The organism is Actinomycetota bacterium (assembly GCA_040757835.1).
Lineage (GTDB): Bacteria > Actinomycetota > Geothermincolia > Geothermincolales > RBG-13-55-18 > SURF-21.
Map to the genome: position 1 here is coordinate 30,533 of JBFLWJ010000018.1, position 18,861 is coordinate 49,393.

The following is an 18,861-nucleotide window of genomic DNA, read 5'->3' on the forward strand; positions in this document are numbered from 1 at the left end:
CAGTAGTCTCCTCCCGCTCATTGTAGCAAAAGGGAAGCAGGTCATTTTGCGGCAGGGACACAGCGGTCACCTCTGCATGAAACGGATGAAGCGGTTGAGGATGATGGCGTGCTCCGGGCATAGCTCGTAGCAGCAGTAGCAGTTTATGCACTTGGCGCCGTCGAAGGCCGGCACCTTGTCCACCTCGATGGCTCCGACCGGGCAGTTCTTCTCGCAGGTACGGCAGGCGGTGCAGCGCCCCGGCTCGGCGCGCAGGGCACGGTGGGCGACTAGCCTGAACATCATGGCCTGGATGGGCGCCGTCCAGGCCATGCGGGGCACGGTGGAGGGCTGCTTGAAGTGGGCGATGGGCCCTGCCGGTCCGCGCACATCGATATCCTCCAGGCGCACCGGGCCCAATCCGCGCTCGCCCGCCGCGACCAGCAGCGGCACCTTGGCGGGGTCGATACCCATCATCGTGGCCACCACCGTGTCCAGGGCTACGCCATTGCGCGAGGCGAGCATCTTGCCCTCCTCGCGGATGTCCTCGCAGGAGGGGCCGTTGCCCTCCATCACCGTTATGGCGTCCATGATCACCAGGTCCGGGACGCGTAGCTGGTAGATGTCCACCATCAGTTCTCCAAAGTCGCGGAAACGCGGGGCCACGGCGTGCATGCGCGCTTTCTCTCCGCCCACCAGGAAGCCGAAGCTGTTCTTGACGGCACCGGTGATGATCGTGCTCACGTGGGTCTTGAACTTGGGGACGGAGATGAGGACGTCGCAGTCGAGCACCTGGGAGGAGATGGAAGTGCTGTCGAGGAAGCGCGACGCTATTGTCACCTTGCGGGGAGAGGCCGCGAAGTTCACCAGGCGCTCTCCCAGCAGCTCCTCCAGGCCGGTGCTGCGCCACACCTTTTCGACGCGGCCGTAGCCGCGCACGCCCGGGTTGTCTCCCACCTGCACCCGGGCGCCCCTCTCCTCGAGCACGTCCACCAGGGCCCGCACGAATAAGGGGTGGGTGATGATGGCGCTCTCGCCGGGCCAGGGACCGAGCATGTTCGGCTTCACCAGCACATTCCTGCCCTCGAGCTCGAGGGGGAAGGTGTCGAGGACCTCCCGCATGCGCCGCGCCAGCACCCCGGCGTCGTAGCTCGCCTCCAGCGCCAGCACCGTTTCTTTCTCCGCCAAGTCCGACCTCCCTGACGTTTGGTCGATTGCCGCTGCTGCCCATTATTGTAATGGACTAGCGACGGGTATGGTCTACATATCTACCTGCCGATGGGGAGCAACCTCCTGAACTTCGTGGAGAGCTCGTCCAGGCGGGCCATCTCCAGCTCGGAGAGCTTCAGTTCGTTCGCCTGCAGGTTCTGTTCGACCTGGCTGACCTTGGTCGCCCCCGGGATGGCCACCACCGTCTCGCCGTAGAAATTAACCAGCCAGCTCAGGGCGACCACGGCGGCTGTAACCCCGCTGGCGGCGGCGATCTCCTCCAAGGCCTTGATGAGATCGCGGCTCCGTTCCATGCGCATGCGCATGAACATCCGCCTGCCCGCCGGCCGGCTCTTGAGCAGCCCGGGGTCCTTATGGAACTTGCCGGTGAGCACCCCCATCTCCAGGGGGGACCAGGCGATGAGGGTCATGCCCAGCTGACGCGCGGCCTTGAGGGTGCCGTTGGTCTCGATGTGGCGGTTGAGCAGGCTGATCTTGACCTGGTTGGAGGCGAGGGGGATACTCCTGGCGGCCAGGGCGGCATGGGCCCGTCGCATCATGGGGGAGGGAAAGTTGCTGATGCCCACGGCGCGTATCTTCCCCGCGTCGACCAGGTCGGCCATGGCCTCCATCTGGGCCCTGACCGATGACAGGGCTATGGGCTGGTGGATCTGGAGCAGGCCCACTGGATAGGGCCGCAGGCACTCCTGCCTGGCGGCGATGTTCCTGCCCAGGGATGCAGCCGTGCGCATGAAGGGCATCCACTTGGTCGCCACCAGCACCTCGCCCTCACCCGCCCCGGCCTGCTGCAGGGCCAGGGCGAGGCGCCGCTCGGAGCGCCCCATACCGTAGGCCTCGGCGGTGTCGAACCAGTTGATGCCGCCGGCAAGCGCCCTGCTGATGATCTCGTCGGTGACGTCATCGGGCACGTCCTGCCACACCAGGCTGTCGAAACCCTTCCCCCCGGCCAGCTGCCAGGTCCCCAGGCCTATGGGCGTGATCTCGATTTCGGTGCGGCCGAGGCGCCGCAGCGGTATCTGTGCCAGCGCGGTTCTGGTCATGTCTCCGCCTTTCCCCGGTCCCCAGGTGGGGAAATCAGTATATATATCAGTACCATACGCGATATACTGCAATAATCACAGGGGACCGAGGCCCGGTCGAGCGATGCGGGCAAGCGTGAGACGAAATGACCGGAGGGGGATGGCCGTGGCGGTGAAGAAGGGCGGAGGCTGGAAAGCCAGGACCGGCGAGGCCTTGATCAAGGGCGCGTTGAGGATCCCCGGGATCGACCGCGTGCATCCCTGGCTGAGGCGCGGCAAGACCGACGCGCGCTGGCTGCCCATCAACGACGGCATCCGCATGCCCGACGACGTACCCCTGCCACTGGCGCTGCTCGAGCGCTTCATCGAGGAGGCCTCTCACCGCGTGATCATCGACTACTGCGGCTGCCGCAAAGGCTTCGGCTGCAAGCACTATCCAGTGGAGATAGGCTGCCTGATGATGGGGGATTCTGCCCTGGAGATCAAGCGCTTCCCGGGACGTGAGGTGGGGGTGGAGGAGGCGAAGGAACACGCCCGCCGTGCCGTCGAGGCCGGCCTGGTTCCGGTGGTGGGAAAGGTCAGGGCGGACAACTACATCTTCGACGTCAAGGACCGCTCGCGCATGCTCACCACCTGTTTCTGCTGTGAGTGCTGCTGCGTCACCCGTTATACCCGCTACGTGCCCCTGAAGTCGCTGGACCCCCTGCAGCCGCGCCTGGAGGGCGTAAGCCTGACGGTCACGGACAACTGCAGCGGTTGCGGCAAATGCGTAAAACACTGCTACATCCAGGCCATCGAGGTCAACGGTGGCCGGGCGGTGATAGGCGGGTACTGCCGCGCCTGCGGCAGGTGCGCCAGCGTATGCCCGGAAGGCGCCATCGAGATCCGTATCGACGACCCCGACTTCATGGAGAAGGCGTACAAGAGCATCCGTTCACACGTAAAATACGACTGAGCTGCAGGTCCCGCATGAGGCCCCGTTCATATCCAGGGCTCGTCTTCGGCCTTGAAACCGCCCCCGGCAGTGATTTTTTCCGGAGCTGTTCCCAAGAGGCCGCGTTATAGGCAATAATCATGGGGTAGGTCTATGCTGTCTCGACACACCAGTGAACATATTTTCTCTTTATCATGGGGGATGTTATGTATAAAAACGGCTGGCCGCGTGACGGGATCGTCGACGAGTGGTTCGAGGGGGCACTGGAGACGACCTATGCCTGCAGGTACCCCAACCTGATGGCCATCTTCCAGGACGGCCTGGCCAGGTACGGGGACGAGGAGATATTCGTCTTTCCGACCCTGGGGGAGCGCTTTACCCGCAAACGGCTCGACGAGGCAGTCAGAAAGGTCGCCGCCTCGCTCATCGAGGACTACGGCATCGAAAAGGGCGACCGCGTGGCCATGATCCTCCTCAACAACCCGGAGTTCTGCATGAGCTATCTGGCCATCGCCGCCGCCGGCGCCATATCGGTGGTCGTCAACGCCAGGCTGGAGACGGAGGAGCTGGGATTCCAGCTGCGAGATTCGGGCGCCAGGGTGGCCATCGTGGAGGCGGAGCTCTACGAGAGGGTGAAGCCCCTGCGCGAGCGCCTGGAGGGCCTCGAGTCCATAATCATCACCGGCAACGAGGGCACCGACGGCTGCCCCCCCTTCACAAGCCTGCTGGCCAGGGAGGCGCCCCCCCACATAGAGGTCGAGGTGAGCGAGAAAGACATATGCAGCATCTGCTATACCAGCGGCACCACGGGCAGGCCCAAGGGGAGCATCATCACCCACCGCAACGTGGTCTCCAACGCCATGGCCCAGCTCAGCTGCATGCCCTACCTCATCCCGGAGGAGTATTCCATGGACGAGATCTTCAAGATAAAGCAGATGATCTCCGTGCCCCTGTTCCACGTCACCGCCCTGCACACCCTCTTCAACATCTGCCTGCTGGGGGCGGGGGCCGTGGTCATGCCCATCTTCCAGGCCGACCAGGTCATCGAGGCCATGGTCGCGGAGGAGGTCAACTACTTCGTCGGGGTCACCGCCATGTTCTGGCTGCTGCGCATGCAGCCCAATTACCAGAAGCTGGTGGAGGCCGGGCAACTGCGACTGATGTTCCAGGGCGGTTCTCCCATGCCGCCCGAGTTGGGGGAACTGATGCTCAAGGATTTTCCCAACGCCAAGATAGGCAACGGCTTCGGCATGACCGAGACCACCTCGGTGGGCGCGGGCTCCATCCTGCCGCCGGAACAGGTCATCGCGCGGGGGTCGTCCATAGGCTGGCCCACCCCGCCCACCCTCTTCAAGGTGGTGGACGACCACATGCGGGAGGTGGCGCCGGGCGAGGCGGGGGAGCTGCTCATCAGCGGCGCAGGGGTGTGCCGCGGCTACTGGAACCTGCCCGACAAGACCCGCGAGAGTTTCGTCATCGACGCGGAGGGGCGCAGGTGGCACCGCTCCGGGGACGTGGTGGTCGTGGACGAGGAGGGCTTCTATACCATCGTCGACCGCAAGAAGGACATGATCCTGCGGGGCGGCGAGAACGTGTATTCGGTGGAGGTGGAGAACCTCATCAGCATGAACCCCAAGGTGCTGCAGGTTGGGGTCATCGGCGTCCCCGACCAGGTTCTGGGGGAGAAGATCAAGGCGGTGGTGTTCCCCATGCCCGGGCACAGCATAACCGCCGAGGAGGTCCTGGAGTTCTGCAAGGGCAAGATCGCCGACTACAAGGTGCCGGACTTCGTGGTCATCTCGGACACCCCCCTGCCCATGAACCCCGGGGGCAAGATCATGAAACACCTGCTCAAGGAGATATGACCATTAATGGGGTCAGGTCTTGGATCTTGGATACCGCGGTACGTTGCCTGATCGCACCAGCGGTTTTATGGGGCGCATGCAAGACCTGGCACCAACCCGAGGTGAAAAGACCAGGCGCGCGTGGTAGGTAATGGGAAGCGGGGGCCAGAATCCCTTCAGGCCCCCGAAGCATGGCCACGTGGATAGGTCAGGGAGAACCGTGATCGAACCGCGCTTTTCTGCGGTCAGTCCATTCAGTGAGGGTATGGCGGCCGTTAGGCTCGACGGTGGATACGGCTATATCGATATTAGATGAAAAGGAAGGATACCTGGATAAGAACGGCAAGCTCTCCATCGCGGCGGTCTGCGAATACGCAAACTACTTTTCCGAGAGTCTCGCCACGGTTACTTCATCCGGTATATGCGGATATATCGATACCTCCGGCAACATGATCATCGAGCCGCAGTTTGACGAGGCCGGCGATTTCCACGAGGGGTTTGCTTACGTGGAAGAGGGCGGCAAGTGCGGTTATATAGACACCACGGGGAACATGGTCATCGCACCGCAACCATAACATGATGAACGGATCCTGACCCCGCCCTACGGAGAAAAGACCACAGCCCCATGGCAAGTAGTGGGAGACGGGGCCAGGCAGAAAGCCTGACCCCGCCGCTACGTGGATAAGGTCTCGGCCTCGTTACATGAAGATACTGCCTAAGGAGAGGCCGAAAGCCATATCGCCTTCGAACTTGATCTTGCCCTGCATGAAGGCCGTGGGTCCGTTGAGCTCCCCCGTCGCTATCTTGGCGAGGTCCGCGGACGAGCCGGCTATCCTCAGGCTGGGCTGGGAGGCGCCGTTGAAGACCGCCTGGATCGGCATGGTCCAGTCCCCGGGCATGTTCACGTCGAGATCGACCGTGCCCTTGGTCTGACTGACCGCGTCGTACTGCTTGCGCCCGGTGAAGGACGAGGCCAGCTCCACCAGGGGCCGCACGAAGTCGTCCGAGAGGACCACCTCAAGCATGGGGCTGTCGATGGCCCCTTCGGTCACGGTGATCTCCCTCGCGTCCTTGATGGATATCCCGAACACGAGTGTCTTCTCCCCGTTGATGGTCACCTGGAGCTTGAACTCGGTGCCGTCCATGTCCGGCATCGGTTTCTCCGCCAACCGCTTCCCCACCAGTTCCGGGACGTAGGACTGCAGGTACTCCTGTATCCCGATCGTGTTTACCGCCATGTTCGCTCCCCCTTTCAGGTCCTTCCCTTTCCTTCCGACAATAAAGCCCGCCCCGCCGCTCCTGCCGTGGCGGATGCGGGCGCTATTCCACCCGTCCCGAGCCCGCGTACCAGGGATCGTTGTGCCTGTCAGGCTTCGCGCCCACCGGCTCGCTGTAGGCCAGGTCCCTCTCCTGCAGCCGCCGCAGCGCTCTCTGCGCTTCCCTGGTCTCCAGCGCGAGGGACTTGGCCACCTCGTCGGCGCCCGCCCCCGGACATTCGCGCAGATACGCCAGGACCCTGTCCGCGTCCTCCTTGATCTTGCAGACCGCTTCCCGTCCTTCGTCGGTGAGGCCGATGCTCTCCAGGGACCGCTTCTGCTTCCTCCTCTCCAGGAAGTCGTCAATGTCCTCCTGGGTCACCACGTACCTCTTGCCGACGCGGGCGGCGCGCAGCTCTCCCTGCCGGATGTAGTGGCGGACCGTCTGGACGTTGACCCCCAGGCTTTTGGCCACATGATAGGTGTTCATATAGGTACGCAATGGATATCTCCCATATACCTAACGTTGTTTTACGTTGTTTCACGTTATGTTACGTCTATCTAAAGAATCTGTCAAGTTGTGTCTCTAGGACAAGAGGTCCGTTCAGAGAGGAGGTAAGGAATCAGGGAATCCGGCAGAACGCTTTCAGGCGTGCTGGATGGAGACGCTCGAGATATCGTTTGGGCGGCTCTACAGCAAACGGATCAGGAGTTCACCAGGGAGAGGGCGCGGATGGCCCGGGGCATGGATGGGTAGGCGAGCACGCCGCCCGCGAGCAGGCGCTTCTCCAGGCGCCGCCTCATCTCCTCGAAGAAAAGGTCCTCCTCGCCCTGGGCACGGGAATAGAGCACCACCACCACGGGCTTGCTGGACGTTCTCCTTATGTCGATGAGGATGTCCATGGCCGCGTTCAGGCCGTCCTCTCCCCCCAGGCCGAAGGCGAAGTTCACCGCGATGTCGAAGACGAGGATGTCCGCGGACGGGTTGGCGGCCGCCTCGCGCATGGCCGCCTCGAACACCGGCAGATAGATAAGCGGCGCCCCGATGTCCAGCGGGTTGCCCACCGCCGCGCCGGGAGCGTAGAGGATCTCCTGCAGGTTGGAAAGGTTATCGCCAGCCAGGGACGGCACCTCCAGTCCGGCCTCCTCGGCCAGGTCCGCGGCGTAGGTGCCGAGGCCGCCCCCGCCCCCGCTCAGCATCAGCCTCTTTCCCGGCCTGCGGCCCGCGAGTTTCAGGGCCAGGAGCACGTCGCAGATCTCGTCCACCCCCGAGACCTCGATGGCTCCGCTCTGGCGCAGCGCGCTGCTCCACACCGCGGCGGACCCGGCCAGGGAGCCGGTGTGGGAGACCACGGCGCGGGCTGACGACTCGCTCTTGCCCACCTTCCAGATGACCACCGTCTTGTGCGCCGCCGCCTCCTGCAAGGCCTCCAGCAGCAGGCGGCCGTCGGAAGTCCCCTCGAGGTAGGCGGCGATGATCTCGGTCTGGGGGTCCCGCGCGAAGTAGCGGATGAGGTCGATCTCGTCCAGGTCGGCGCCGTTGCCGTAGCTGACGATGGCCGAGAAGTCGATGCCCAGCCCCTTGCACTGGCGTCCCACGTGCACCGAGAAGCCCCCGCTCTGGGAGATGAAAGCGACGTTGCCCGGCACGGTGGAGAAGTCGTGCCCGGGCAGCAGGGTGACGCGGTTGCGCGGGTTGTAGATGCCGAAACAGTTGGGACCGACGATGCGGAAGCCGCCCTCGCGGGCCAGGCGGAGCGCCTCACGCTCCAGTTCCTCACCCGCCTCTCCTATCTCCCGGAAACCTGAGGCCATGATGATGACCCCCTTCACCCCCAGGCCGGCACAGTCACGCAGGATGTCCATGGAGCGGTGGGCGGGGATGGTGGTGATGACAAGCTCCGGCACCTCGGGTAGCGACCGCAGGCCGGGGTATACCTTGTGCCCCATGATCTCCGTCTCGCCCGGGTTGATCAGGTAGACCGGCCCAGAGAAGCCGTAGGCCATCTGGGACATGGTGAAGAGGGAGCCGAACTTGACCGGTTTCGCCGACGCCCCCACGATGGCCATGGAGCGCGCGTTGATGACGGCGTCTATCTCCTCGAAGTCGAAAGGCAATGCTACCACGTCCTTTTTCCGGCGCTCATTATATCACCTGCGGGAGCGGGCCGTTGAGTGCCGCGGACGGCACGATTGCCAGCGCGGTGCGGTCGGTCGGATATATTTGCGCGGTGCGGTGATATAATCAGCTCATGGCTGGAAAGAGGCTGAACCTGGTGGACATGACGGGCCCGGAAGTCGACTCCCTCGACCGGGAGAAGACCCTTTTCGTCATGGCCCTGAGCCCCATCGAGGTGCACGGCCCCCACCTGCCCCTGGGGACCGACGTGTGGGTGGCCGAGGAGATACGGGACCGTGCCCTGGCCAAGATAGGAGAGCGCCACCCCTACCTGGACTTCGTGCTCTTCCCCTCCTACTACATGGGGAACGATACCATCCCCGGCTCCGTGGAGGTGGACAGCCGGGCCGTCAACCTCCTGCTGCGCGGCAACGCCGCCTTCCTCGCCGCGCGTGGTTTCAAATACCTACTGGTCACCGACAACCACGGCGGGCCTCGCCACCAGATAGGCACGGCCAAAGCGGTTCAGAGGCTCTACGATAAAGACGGTTTCCACATCATCGCTCCTTTCCTCTCTTTCTTCCGCCGCATGGTGGAGCTGGACCCCGTGCTCCTCTCCCGCCTGGGGGCGGGGAAGGGCGCCTGCGGCGACGACGAGGACAGCCATGCCGGGCTCAACGAGACCTCCCTCATGCTCAGGACCCTCCCAGACGTGGTGCGCCCGAACTGGAAGGAATTGCCACGCGTGACCATGAACCCCCGCCGCTGGCCCAACCTCCTGCTGGGCCCGCTGGGCAAACTGCTGGGGGCGCTGGGCGCGAAAGAGCTTGGCCAGGATATCAGCCGCACGGGCCTGATGCTCTCCTGGGTGACGGAGAAGGAGCCTTCCAACTATATAGGCGAGCCCCGTGGCGCCTCGCCCGAGGCGGGGGAGCGCATGCTGGACGCCTTCTCCGACGAGGCCGCGGACGCGGTGGACGCTGCGCTGGCCGGAAAGCCCCCCTACCACACCCCGCTCGGCTGGTCGCTGCGCGTCATCGAGCCGAGCCACTAGAAACGCTTCCTCCGGCTGGCCGCGCATCCTGATCTTCAAGCGCCATATCCTGCCGCGTCGCTATGGTGAAGGTAAGGCTGAAGGTCAAGGGGATGAGCGAGAGAGCTCCTTGAGCTGTACGGCCAGGGATTCGAACTCCTCGCGTGAGAGGTCGCCGGTGACCACGAGTTCCGTTTCCCCCAGGACGAGGCGCATCTCCTGGCAGTCCATGGCGGCGGTGTAAGTGGCGTTCGCGGCGTCCTCGCCAAAGGTCTCCTGCCCGGTGAGGTAGGCGCCCGATAGCGCGCCCATACTGGTGGTGTAGTAGGAGAAGTCCTCGCTGTAAGGGGTCTCCCTTATCTCCACCTGGCGTGTACCATTTCGCAGCACCAGGTACAGCTCGCGGAAGCCCTCGGGAAACTTCGTCAGCTCCTCGGATCCCGAGAGGTTCGAAGCAGCGGGGTCGCGCACGTAGACGGCCGCCAGGCCGAAGCCGTCTATCCGCGGCATCAGCGGCTCGAAGCCCGCCTCCGCCGAGGCGCCGGCGATGTCCGTCGCACGGCAGGCGCCGTCCCTGGTGACCACATCAACGCTCATGGCGGGACCACCGAAGAGGGGCAGGGGATCGGACGGGAAAGGCTCGTCAGGATAGACCGCGTTCTCGACATAGTCCTCGTAGCGGAAGGCCACCGCCCGGTCCTCGCTCAGCGAGATCTCCTTTCTGAGCGGCAGCCCGGTCGCCGCGTCCAGCCAGATGCGCATGGACGGCGTCAGGCCCGGCGCCGAATCCAGGCGGTAGGTGCGGGTGCCCTCCACGTCCTCCTCGCCGGTCACCTCCAGTTGGCCGCCCCTTATCAGGGATATCATCGACTGGAAGAAGTCGGCGTTCCCCACCAGGTGATAGAGGGCCAGGTAGTTGCCGGTGCAGCGCAAAGGGGGGACGCCCGCGAAGGTCTCGACCTGCAGGTGATCGGAGCCATCCCCGGGATCCTGTATGACGCGGGCGCGGTAGAGGTCCGTGCCCGCCTGGGCGGTGAAGTTGCGCAGCCGCGCCATCCCGCTCTCGTACTGGTAGAGGCGGTAACGGTAGTGATCGGGGAACCCCAGCTCGAACTCCTCGCGGTAGAGGCGGCCGGCGTCCTCGGTGGCGCAGGTATAGGAGATGGTCTCGACCTCGCCGCTGCGCCGGGCAAGCAGCTCCAACAGGTCATCGCGTGCGGAATCAGCGCCGCACCCCGCAGGCACCAGGAGAGCCAGCAGCGCTATGGCCAGCAGGACCACGAGCCTGCGCACCCTATAGTCACCTCCTCGTATGCGGGCATGTCCGGGTATGTCCCATATATCCTAGCAGAGGCGCGGCGCCACGGGACACCCGGACGTGCCGCTTGAGATATAATCGTGGGGGCGCCACGAGGCCCCGGGTGAGCGATCGAGAAGGAGTGGGACCATGAGATGGGAGAGCGGCAAGACGCGCAGCATCGAGAACGGCATGCCCTGGGTCGACCCACATATCCACATCATGCCGCCGCGGCGCATGGCGGGCCTGGTGCGCTGGGTGAAGAAGTTCACCCCGGGTTTTCCCATCAGTGAGGACATCAGCGCCGAGGATATCCTGGAAAGCGTCCGCGAGTCGGAGATACCGTTCTTCTTCAACCTCGTCTTCCCCCTGTGGGTGGAGGAGACCGAGGACCTCAACCGCTTCAACTACGAGCTGTGCGCCGGCATCCCCGAGGCCATCCCCTTCGGCTCCGTACACATCGACACGCCGGACAAGGGCGCCGAGACGCGGCGCTGCATCGAGGAGTACGGCTTCATGGGCATGAAGCTGCACCCCTTCGCCCAGCGCTTCCCCGCCTTCGGCCCGGAGATGCGCCCCATGTTCGAGGTCTTGAACGAGCACGGCAGGCCGTTCCTGGTCCACACGGGGTTCGACGCCTGGTACGGCATGTACATGGACCTGGAAGACATGGAGGCGGTGATACGCGACTACCCCGACATGCAGACGGTGGCGGTGCACTCCCTCTTCCCGCGTTTCCGCCTCGCCCACCGCCTGCTCACCGAGTACCCCAACTTCTGGCTGGACATGACCAACTCCATCTCCTGTATGCGCCTCTTCGAGGATATCAAGGACAACCGCGACGACCTGCCTCCCATAGCCAGCGGCCTCGAGTTCGAGGAGGTGCGCGACAACTACGACTACTTCTTCCGGCTCTTCGAGGACTTCCCGGAGCGCATCATGTACGGCACCGATTTTCCCGTAGGTTTCGGCTACCACCCCGCGCTCCTGGACGACCTGAAATACTTCGACCTGGGCAGGGAGGCGGAGGAGTGCATGCTCTACCGCACGGTGCAGAGCCTGCTCGCAAGATGTGGCCGGCCTGATTTATTAACCGGGTTGGCGGAGTAGCGGGGTCAGGTCTTGTTTCTTGGATTTTCCGGTCGTGATGACAGCGCGATATGTGCTGCATACGTGAGAGAATATTACCAAAAATTGCTATTACATACCGGGGTATCCAAAAAACAAGACCTGACCCCATAGACGTTGGGTTATAATGGGTGGTGAGAGAGTCAGCCGGGTGGTCGCGTGCGCGGATACGTCCACGTGCGAGGAAAGTCCGGACTCCAAAGGGCAGGGAGCTGGGTAACGCCCAGGCGGGGTGACCCGACGGAAAGTGCCACAGAGAGGTAGACCGCCCGCCGGTGCGCTAGCGCATGCGGTGCCGGCAGGCAAGGGTGAAAAGGTGGGGTAAGAGCCCACCAGCGGTCCTGGTGACAGGCCGGCTAGGCAAACCCCTCCCGGAGCAAGGCCAAATAGGAGCCGACGCTGTGGCCCGCAGCATCCGAGGCTCGGGTAGGCCGCTAGAGGCCGCCGGCAACGGCGGTCCCAGATGGATGACCACCGCCCGGTGCGAACCGGGTACAGGATCCGGCTTACAGGCTGGCTCTCTCCCTTTATTTATCCAGATATCCCCAGAATAGCGGGTTCTTTTACCATTTCCGTTTATGCTATCCTAGGCATGGAGAAGGAACACGAGCTGGTCGCATGGGGGGTCGTGAGTATGTCTCTTACCAGGTGCAGTCAGTGCGGGGTACCTAAGCGCATCGCCTTCATGCATCGCTGGAGGGATGACGGTGTCCTTGAGAGCCGTATGGGTGGCGCCAGGGGAATCCTGGTGGAGAGGAAGGTCTTCGCGGGGGCCCTCGAGCATATCGAGGAATCGCTGGGGGTACCCATAGACCATATCATCATCGACGCCAAGCGCCGGGACGCCAAGCTCTACGTGGACGATATCGTATCCGGGCCGTTCGGGGTCATCGCCAGGCTGCGCCCATTCCGCCGCCTCGGCTACTTGATCATGATCCGTCAGGCGGCCATGATCGGCCTCGCCAAGGCGGAACTCCTGAAATACCGGCCCGGAAAGAAATTCATCGGCAGGGTGGAATCCGTTTACCATCCCATACTCTTCGTCGGCGACGTCTGTGGCGCGTTCGAGAGCCTGGAGAAGATCAGGGCCAGGCCGATATACGGGCCCATCGGTGAGGCCTGGTTTTCGGAGCTATACGTGGACGAGACCCTGCCGAAGGAGGACCGCCTGGAGCTGGAAAAGACACCGGAGGCGCCCGCACGGGCGGCCTTCGAGCGCTGCCAGGGCTGCGGCGTTCCCCTGGGAACGGGCAATTTCCGCTGGGACACGGCGCAGGCGAAGATCATCGACCAGACCACGGGCGAGTGGATAATCTACATCAACGTGGAGGGGCTCAATACCATCCTGCGCGAACTCCAACAGGAACTGGGCGACGGCATATCGCGCATGGTCGCCAGGCATTCCTTCGAGACCTACCGCGGACTGATGCGGAAACACCCGTCCTCCTATCTCGACGGCCTCTCCTTCATGAAGTTGCGCGGCTTCGGGGTCCCGGAAAACGAGGCGCCATCACGCCAGGACCTGGAGGCGGGCCTTACCGTGCGCAATCCCTTCAACGCCCCCATCGTGGCGGGCCTGGTAGCCGCCGTCTGCGGGGATGACTGTGCCGATTTCACCTGGGAGACGACTGAGCCCGGTGTGCTGCTGGTGAGAGCCACCTAACCGGCTCCAGGCACGAGACGGACGCCCGCGGGACCTTTCCACCCGCCGTCTTCACGCGGTAATATGCTTGTAGCCGCATGCCGCCGCGCGGCGGGCGGCTGCCGCTGGAGGGGCCGGGGACGGCTCCGGCGAAATGGGAGAGCAACGGTCCGGCAACGTGGCCGGAAACCGCGACGGGAAAGGGGAGAAGATGGCCAGCAGCGACGCCACGGCACCCGCGGAGTTCGACGAGAAGACGCTCAAGAGGGCCGACTTCTGCATGAACAAGTGCACGGCCTGCAAGGTGGGAAGGGACAAGGGCAAGGGGTTCTTCAACTGGGTGGTCAGGATGGAGTCCAAACTCAAGGTCTGCCCCTGGTGCAGGGCCTACGAAAAGGTCTACGGGGTACCGGCCTACCAGAAGCCGCCGGAAGCTTGAGCGAAACTATTTCCCTCACGCGCGATGACTGGGAGAAACTGGCAGGCGAAGCACTGCGCGTCTTCGGATTGAACGAGGTCGACCAGGGAGAGGTCTATTACCACATGCCCTCCCACAATCACTACCCCTCCCTCTTCGGCTGGGACAGCGGTTTTCATGCCGCTGCCATGACCCACCTGGACGCTATAAAGGCCCAGCGCGAACTGGAGACCCTCTTCCGCCAGGTAGGGGCGGACGGACATCTCCCGCACGAGGTGTTGTTGCCGAACAGTTACTCCACACGCTGGATGAGGGGCCTGCAGACGCGCCTGGTGCGCTGGGAGTTCGACGGGCGCGGCGCCTCCTTCATGGTGGACCCACCCAGCTACCACTACGCAGCCGAGATGGCCTACCGCAGGACCGGCGACCTCGCCTGGCTCAAGAGGATATTCTCCCTCATGTGCCGCAGCCTCGATTACTTACTGCAGACCAGGGACGTCCGGGGGGAGGGGCTGATAGCCATCCTCCACCCCTGGGAATCCGGCACGGACATGTCGCCGCAGTTCTTCCAGGCCATGGGCATACACGACCGCGGGCCGCTGTCCTCGGCCCGCGCCTGGCTCTACCCCGCCTGGCTCTACGCCTTCAACCGTGCAGCGGGTTGGCGGGCGGGAAGGCTGGCCAGGGCCGACCGCTTCGTATGCGAGGACCTGACCATCAACAGCCTGGCGGCGCGGGCATGCCGCAGCATGTCGTTTCTGGCGGGCGAACTGGGGAGGCGTCACGAAGAGGGGAGATACCGGCGGCAGGCGGAGAGGATGATGGACGCCATGGACTCCCTGCTCTGGGACGAGGGCGCGGGGTGCTACTTCCCGCGCTTCGGCTGCCGCCGCCCGCGGCTGCTGCGCCGCCGCACCGCGGCCTCGCTGCTGCCGCTCTTCACCGGCATGTGCCGCAGGGAGCACGCGGAGCGGTTGATCGCCGAACACCTACTCGACCCCGCCGCCTTCTGGACCTCTTACCCCGTGCCGTTCAACCCCGCGCCAGAGCTGGCCGGATACGGGGAATGGGTCGACAACCATCTCTGGGCCGGTCACTGCGTTTGGATGAACTTCAGCTGGATGCTCTCCATAGGCCTGGGGGAGTATGGCTACGTCGAGGAAGCCCGGGAGATGACCGCGCGGGTCGTGCGCATGGTGCTCAGGGAGGGCTTCTACGAGTACTACGACGCCCGCAGCGGCAGCGGCAGGAGGATAGCGGATTTCTGCTGGCCGGCGCTGGCCCTGGACATGATGGCCCGTTTCTGGCCGCAGACGGCCGGTGGACGGGAGTGAGGGAAAGATCCGGCGGATAAGAGGGCGCCTTCCGTCAATGCTTGATGACCCGGTCGGGGAAGGCGTCGCTGAGCATTCCCGTGCGCATGTAATCGAGGTAGCGTTCCCGCCTGCGCGCCGCGGCCGCATAGAAGGGGATGAGGAGCGCGGCGATGATCAGGGTCAGCCAGGACCTGAACCCCAGCGCGACCCCGAGGTTCATAGCCGTCCTCGCCAGTATCCTCTGGTAGCCGTGGCGGGTGACGGCCGAGCGGTGCGTGGCAAGGCGCTGCCGCCGGCGCCGCACGATGCTGATGTTGTAGAGAAAGCCCGCCGCCCAGACGAGCAGACCCAGGGGCACGGCAACGGCCAGGGGGATGTTGATGCGCCATCCCGCGGCGAGACCCGTTATCACGCTGCCCCACAACAGTACTACATGTAGAATGATGACCCAGTTCGCTTGTGGCATAGACACTATATACCCACAGGGGGACGGCAGAAAACAACCCTCCGCCGCAATCCGGGCCGCGGCCATCCCGCCGGGAGGTCTATAGCTATACCCCGGAGAAGATAAGCGTGTAATATAGGGGTACGGCTGGGAGGGGTCTGGCGCCGGATATGCGACCGGCTAGCCGGCGAGATAAAGGGCGTTTCCGATGTTTATTCATATAGATATCGACCCTGCAAGAGAAAGGAGGATGGTTGGGTGAGTAAGCTTGCGGAGATGAAGCAGCGCTTGCAGCGCCTGGCCGAGATCAGCGCGGGCATGAAGCAGCAGCTCGAGAAGTTGAAGGGTCCTGAAGGCATCGCCATGCGCGAGAAGGCGAAGAACGCCGGCACCCGCATGGGCATCGGCGCCGGCCTTTCCGCCTTCGGGGTGATCATAGTGGCAGTGGCTTCGGTATACATCATCGCCGTACTGATCCTGCTGCTGAACATCGCGCTGGACAAGCTGTGGCTCTCGGCCCTCATCGTGGTCACGGCCTCGTTGCTCCTGGGGGCTGCGATAGCCGCGATAGGCGCCGGCATCGCGCGCAAGGCGGCGAAGGAGATCCCTCAGATCCGAAACGAGATCATCCAGCCGCTCAAGGATGCCAGCGAGGAGATGAAGGAGACGGTCGAGGAGCTGCAGGTCATCGCAAAGGAGGAGGCGGAAGAGCGCCAGAAGCAGATGCAGGAGGTGTTGGAACAGGCGAAGAAAGTGGCCCCCTACGTCATCGGGGCCTATATCGGATACCGGGTGATCAAATCGGTCGTGCGGTCCCGCAGGACCAGGAAGAGGATAATCCTGGAGGCCTGGGAGGAAGACTGAACCCGGGGAGAACAGGTCGTGGAAGGGGCCGGGAGACCGGCCCCTCTCTTAGTTTGCCGGCGGTGTTCGCGGGAGCCCTCAGCTCTCCAGGAAGGCGACTATTCTTTCCGCCATCTCCACGGGATACATGACCTGGAAGCCGTGTCCGCCTCCCTCCATCACCACCAGCTCACTGCCGGCTATGGCCCCGGCCAGGATGCGCGAGTTCTCCGGGGGGATGAGCACGTCCTCGCTCCCGGTCATGATCAGGGTGGGGATGCGCAGGTCCGCCAGGCGGGAGTGACAGGACCACATGGTCACCCCGGTTATCTGCCATAGGAAACACTGCGGCTCGATGGGGGCCACGAGGTATGCCTCGACGAACTCGTCCATCTTCCGCGGGTTCTCCTCTATGTATCGCGCCGGAAAGAGCAGGTAAAGCGACATACGCGCGATGTCTTCCTGCGTCAGGCCCTTGCGAGGCGCGTAGAGCATGGCCAGCACCTCGGGGCTCGCGGGCACCGCCTCGGGTCCGCCGCAGTTGGTGCAGAGCAGCACCAGGCGCCTCACCCGCCCGGGATGGCTAAGGGCCAGTTCCTGGGCTATCATGCCACCCATGGACGCCCCCATCACATGCGCGGATTCCCACCCCATGTGGTCCATGACTCCCAGGGCGTCCTCGGCCATGAGCGGGATGGGGTAAGGGCCCTCGGGCCGGTCGGACCTGCCCGCGCCGCGGTTGTCGTAGGCCACCACGTGGAAGCGCTCCGCCAGGGGCGCGATGAGGTCATCGCCCCACCAGTCCACGTTGGCGCTGAGTCCCATGATCAGCAGCAGCGGCTCGCCCTCGCCGTACTCGCGGTAATGGATGTTTATACCGTTGATCACCGCGTCGTTCATCTTCACATCCACTTGAGAAATCTCCCGGCCTCGCATGGTCGCGTATATACGCCAGTTTAATGCGTGGGGGTCCGGGCGACAACGGTCTGCCTGTCGTAGCCCTGGAAGTCTGGGGTCACCGTATCGCACCGAGATATATGGAGCGGATGTTTATCTTACGTAATGGCGACTGGGGCCAGTATAAATGATGGCTTCAGCGCTGCGCACCGCTGGCCACGGGCTCCGGTCAATGCGGTCGGCTTGGAGGCTTACAGGCCCCGATGAGGAAATAGGCCAGGCCTACCAGGGCTATGGCCGCCGCCACCAGGTACATGGTGGTGTAGTTCCAGAGGTCGGCCAGGGGACCGAGGATGATGCCCCCCAGGCCGATGCCCAGGTCGAAGACGGCCATGAAGATGCCCAGGGCGCCACCGCGGTCACTCACCGGCGTGTGGTCCAGAAGCAGCGCGGAGAGGGTGGTGGGCAGGTACGCGAAACCGAGGGCGTAGATGAAGATGCCCGTGAAGAGGAGGACGACGTGCCCGGAGATGGCTATTACGGTTAGGCCTATCAGCGATGCGACGGCCGAGGTGATGATCAGAGGCCGACGTGGCAGGCGGTCGGCCTTCCTGCCCATGCCCAGGCGGAAGATAATGAGAGTGACGGCGAAGATGAAGAAGAACCACTGTCCAAGATCGAGGCCCCTGGCCTCGGAGGAAAGGATAATGAAGGTCTGCAAGGTGCCGAAGGTGAGGGTGAAGCCCATGGTGCAGGCGAAGATGGCCCTCTGCAATGCGGTCACCCTGATCCGCCTGCGGGCGCCTTGTTCCCGGTGCTCGCCCGGGGCCCTCGTCTCGCGCACCGCCAGGGACACGAGCATGGCCAGCATGGCCAGGCATCCCGCGATCACATAGACCGGGGCGACCCCCCAGGCCTCCTCCATGGGGATGGCGATGATGGGGGCGATGGCGATGGTCAGGTCCACCGACATGTAGAAGAGCGCAATGGCCTGCAGGCGGCGCGAGGTAGGCGCGAGGTCGCCGATGACCGCGTAGGCAGCGGTGTGGAAGGCGGCCAGCCCGATGCCGTTGATGAAACGGATGATGAAGAGGGGCACCGCGGAACCGAAGGCGGCATAGAGGAAGGTCGATGCTCCCAGCAGCAACGTTCCCGCGACAAGCACCACCCTGCGGCCGCGCCGGTCGGCGGTGCGGCCGAAGAGGGGACGCAGGAGGGCGGCGACGGTGAACATGGCCATGATGGCGCCGATGAGGAAGTTCGAATAGCCCTTTTCCTCCAGGTAGACGGGGAGGATGGGCACGATGAGATAGACAGAAAAATATGCCAGGAAGTTGCTGGTGCAGACGGTGATGAAGTCCCGTTTAAAGAGCTTCTCGTCCACTGCCGCTGCTGTATCCATCTCTCTCCGTGCTCGTTTTCCCGTGCGAGGCTCCAACTATTCTCGACCAGTCACCGGCG

The 18,861-nt window shown here is 63.9% G+C and carries 19 protein-coding genes and 1 other RNA gene; 11 read left to right on the plus strand and 9 right to left on the minus strand.

Translation table 11 applies throughout. The features are described from left to right. Positions 1–66 precede the first annotated feature (66 nt). Together AB1384_12850 and AB1384_12855 are read right to left on the minus strand one after the other, a co-directional pair. The gene (locus AB1384_12850; GenBank protein MEW6555160.1) at positions 67–1,167 is read right to left on the minus strand and encodes a DUF362 domain-containing protein; all 1,101 of its coding nucleotides are present in this window, start codon (positions 1,165–1,167) and stop codon (positions 67–69) included. An 80-nt stretch (positions 1,168–1,247) separates the two neighbouring features. After that, positions 1,248–2,249, minus strand: coding sequence for an aldo/keto reductase (locus AB1384_12855; GenBank protein MEW6555161.1), 1,002 nt, complete (start codon positions 2,247–2,249; stop codon positions 1,248–1,250). 145 nt (positions 2,250–2,394) lie between these two features. Here AB1384_12855 and AB1384_12860 point away from each other — a divergent pair, with 145 nt between their 5' ends. From AB1384_12860 to AB1384_12875, 4 genes are all read left to right on the plus strand, one after another. Then, positions 2,395–3,183, plus strand: coding sequence for a 4Fe-4S binding protein (locus AB1384_12860; protein MEW6555162.1), 789 nt, complete (start codon positions 2,395–2,397; stop codon positions 3,181–3,183). 185 nt (positions 3,184–3,368) lie between these two features. Continuing rightward, positions 3,369–5,027, plus strand: a complete 1,659-nt coding sequence (locus AB1384_12865) for a class I adenylate-forming enzyme family protein (protein MEW6555163.1) — start codon at positions 3,369–3,371, stop codon at positions 5,025–5,027. Positions 5,028–5,157: 130 nt separating this feature from the next. Then, positions 5,158–5,322 carry a WG repeat-containing protein gene (locus AB1384_12870; GenBank protein ID MEW6555164.1) on the plus strand — a complete coding sequence of 55 codons (165 nt, stop codon included), beginning with the start codon at positions 5,158–5,160 and terminating at the stop codon, positions 5,320–5,322. Then, on the plus strand, positions 5,294–5,581 hold the full coding sequence (locus tag AB1384_12875; protein MEW6555165.1) for a WG repeat-containing protein: 288 nt from the start codon (positions 5,294–5,296) through the stop codon (positions 5,579–5,581). The genes AB1384_12870 and AB1384_12875 overlap by 29 nt, the downstream gene beginning before the upstream one ends. Before the next feature lie 123 nt (positions 5,582–5,704). Here AB1384_12875 and AB1384_12880 read toward each other — a convergent pair whose 3' ends face one another. The 3 genes from AB1384_12880 to AB1384_12890 all read right to left on the minus strand — a co-directional run bounded on the left by AB1384_12880 (position 5,705) and on the right by AB1384_12890 (position 8,389). Beyond that, a complete protein-coding gene (locus AB1384_12880) occupies positions 5,705–6,244 on the minus strand; it encodes an SCP2 sterol-binding domain-containing protein (protein ID MEW6555166.1) in 540 nt (179 codons plus the stop codon). 82 nt (positions 6,245–6,326) lie between these two features. Further along, positions 6,327–6,764: a helix-turn-helix domain-containing protein gene (locus AB1384_12885; GenBank protein ID MEW6555167.1), complete on the minus strand. Its 438-nt coding sequence runs from the start codon at positions 6,762–6,764 to the stop codon at positions 6,327–6,329. 203 nt (positions 6,765–6,967) lie between these two features. After that, a complete protein-coding gene (locus AB1384_12890) occupies positions 6,968–8,389 on the minus strand; it encodes a CoA-binding protein (GenBank protein MEW6555168.1) in 1,422 nt (473 codons plus the stop codon). 125 nt (positions 8,390–8,514) lie between these two features. Between AB1384_12890 and AB1384_12895 the strand changes: the two genes are divergently transcribed. Further along, positions 8,515–9,435, plus strand: coding sequence for a creatininase family protein (locus AB1384_12895; GenBank protein MEW6555169.1), 921 nt, complete (start codon positions 8,515–8,517; stop codon positions 9,433–9,435). A gap of 84 nt (positions 9,436–9,519) precedes the next feature. Here AB1384_12895 and AB1384_12900 read toward each other — a convergent pair whose 3' ends face one another. After that, on the minus strand, positions 9,520–10,707 hold the full coding sequence (locus tag AB1384_12900; GenBank protein MEW6555170.1) for a hypothetical protein: 1,188 nt from the start codon (positions 10,705–10,707) through the stop codon (positions 9,520–9,522). A gap of 154 nt (positions 10,708–10,861) precedes the next feature. Here AB1384_12900 and AB1384_12905 point away from each other — a divergent pair, with 154 nt between their 5' ends. The 5 genes from AB1384_12905 (at position 10,862) to AB1384_12925 (ending at position 15,233) form a co-directional block, all read left to right on the plus strand. Then, positions 10,862–11,821 carry an amidohydrolase family protein gene (locus AB1384_12905; GenBank protein MEW6555171.1) on the plus strand — a complete coding sequence of 320 codons (960 nt, stop codon included), beginning with the start codon at positions 10,862–10,864 and terminating at the stop codon, positions 11,819–11,821. A gap of 157 nt (positions 11,822–11,978) precedes the next feature. Beyond that, positions 11,979–12,364, plus strand: an RNA gene (rnpB, locus tag AB1384_12910) — RNase P RNA component class A. Positions 12,365–12,587: 223 nt separating this feature from the next. Next, positions 12,588–13,502, plus strand: a complete 915-nt coding sequence (locus tag AB1384_12915; GenBank protein ID MEW6555172.1) for a hypothetical protein — start codon at positions 12,588–12,590, stop codon at positions 13,500–13,502. Positions 13,503–13,635: 133 nt separating this feature from the next. After that, complete coding sequence (locus AB1384_12920; protein ID MEW6555173.1) at positions 13,636–13,920, plus strand: hypothetical protein; 285 nt, start codon at positions 13,636–13,638, stop codon at positions 13,918–13,920. Next, a complete protein-coding gene (locus AB1384_12925; GenBank protein ID MEW6555174.1) occupies positions 13,917–15,233 on the plus strand; it encodes a trehalase family glycosidase in 1,317 nt (438 codons plus the stop codon). Before AB1384_12920 ends, AB1384_12925 begins: the two co-directional genes overlap by 4 nt. A 34-nt stretch (positions 15,234–15,267) precedes the next feature. Here the strand turns inward: AB1384_12925 and AB1384_12930 are convergent, their stop codons facing one another. Beyond that, on the minus strand, positions 15,268–15,627 hold the full coding sequence (locus AB1384_12930; GenBank protein MEW6555175.1) for a hypothetical protein: 360 nt from the start codon (positions 15,625–15,627) through the stop codon (positions 15,268–15,270). Positions 15,628–15,918: 291 nt separating this feature from the next. Between AB1384_12930 and AB1384_12935 the strand changes: the two genes are divergently transcribed. Further along, a complete protein-coding gene (locus AB1384_12935; GenBank protein MEW6555176.1) occupies positions 15,919–16,524 on the plus strand; it encodes a phage holin family protein in 606 nt (201 codons plus the stop codon). 78 nt (positions 16,525–16,602) lie between these two features. Here AB1384_12935 and AB1384_12940 read toward each other — a convergent pair whose 3' ends face one another. Both AB1384_12940 and AB1384_12945 read right to left on the minus strand, forming a co-directional pair. After that, a complete protein-coding gene (locus tag AB1384_12940) occupies positions 16,603–17,415 on the minus strand; it encodes an alpha/beta fold hydrolase (GenBank protein ID MEW6555177.1) in 813 nt (270 codons plus the stop codon). 214 nt (positions 17,416–17,629) lie between these two features. Continuing rightward, a complete protein-coding gene (locus tag AB1384_12945; GenBank protein MEW6555178.1) occupies positions 17,630–18,802 on the minus strand; it encodes an MFS transporter in 1,173 nt (390 codons plus the stop codon). Positions 18,803–18,861: the final 59 nt, after the last annotated feature.